Annotated in this window: 1 pseudogene; it reads left to right on the top strand. The window is 54.8% G+C overall.

From position 1 onward, the window contains the following. Positions 1 to 144 precede the first annotated feature (144 nt). Positions 145 to 1381: pseudogene (locus QKE30_RS10765) on the top strand (IS110 family transposase). Positions 1382 to 1386: the final 5 nt, after the last annotated feature.

Below are 1386 nucleotides of genomic sequence, written 5' to 3'. Positions count from 1 at the left end.
ATAATCCGGGGGGTGTTGCCGCCGGGTGCCAGGACTTTCGATGACAGCTGATAGGGACACGGCCAGTTTCAAACTAGGTCTCTTTGTAACGTGGGTGCTTGCAACGAAGGTCATGACACCAGCGACTGGAACAACGCCATACCCATCTCGTTTTCTAGGAGCTCATCATGTCTCCGGAGCATTCCATCGACATATTCCTTGGCCTAGACGTCGGCAAATCTGAACACCACGCCTGCGCCCTAGACCGTGATGGCAACAAGGTCTTCGACAAACCGTTGCCCCAACTCGAATCCGAACTAGCAGGCGTTTTTCACCAGCTTCAGAAGCTTGGCACCGTGCTCGTGATCGTCGACCAACCCAACACCATCGGCGCACTACCGATTGCTGTAGCCCGGGACTGCGGTTGCGAAGTCGGATACCTGCCAGGTCTTGCGATGCGCAAAGCTGCAGATCTCTATCCGGGACGTGCAAAAACAGACAAACGCGACGCATTCATCATCGCCGACACCGCCCGCACAATGCCCCACACGCTACGTGCCGTCGACCGCAATGATGAGGTACTTTCCGCTCTAAAGATGCTGTCTGGCTTCGATGATGACATCGCCCGCGATTGCACTCGCACTGTCAATCGACTTCGCAGTATCCTCACCCAGATCTATCCCAGCCTGGAACGAGTTTTTGCTGGTAGCACCCTGACTCGCACGCCGATCCTGGATTTATTGATTCATTACAAGGGACCGCAGGGGCTAAAAAGAGCCGGATACCAACGAGTGTTGAACTGGATGATCAAGCACACACGTAAAGACCCCACCCCGCTGGTAGACGACATTTTTGCAGCACTGAAAGCTCAAACAGTCATCGTGCCTGGAAGCGATGCCGCCGAGTTAGTAATTCCTCAACTGGCTGCAAACATCAAGGCCCTCAAAGAGCAACGAAACACCATCGCTGAACAGGTTGAAGAGATGCTCGCTGATTTCCCTCTTTGTGAGGTCTTGGATCGAGTATGCCCGGAGTCGGCATCAAGACCGCAGCGCAGATCCTTCTTGCGATCGGTGATGGCTCCGACTTCGATAGTGCTGGCCACTTAGCTGCCTATGCTGGAATAGCGCCCGTCACTAGACGATCAGGTTCGTCGATCAGAGGTGAGTTCCCAGCACGGTCAGGCAATAAACGACTGAAAAACGCCTTGTTCTACTCCGCATTCGCGGTTATCCGCAGCCACGAACCGTCACGGCGGTATTACGAACGCAAACGCGCTGAAGGAAAACGCCACAACGCAGCAGTCATCTGCCTGGCACGACGCCGATGCAATGTCATCTACGCGATGCTGAAAAACAAGGAGTTCTTCCGCGAAATCCCGCCACGCCCCGTCGCCGCATAAAGCCC

It is taken from the genome of Corynebacterium sp. c24Ua_83 (assembly GCF_039907245.1).
Taxonomy (GTDB): domain Bacteria; phylum Actinomycetota; class Actinomycetes; order Mycobacteriales; family Mycobacteriaceae; genus Corynebacterium.
The sequence above is the reverse complement of the archived record's forward strand: the minus strand, read 5'-3'. Positions and strand labels throughout refer to the sequence as shown.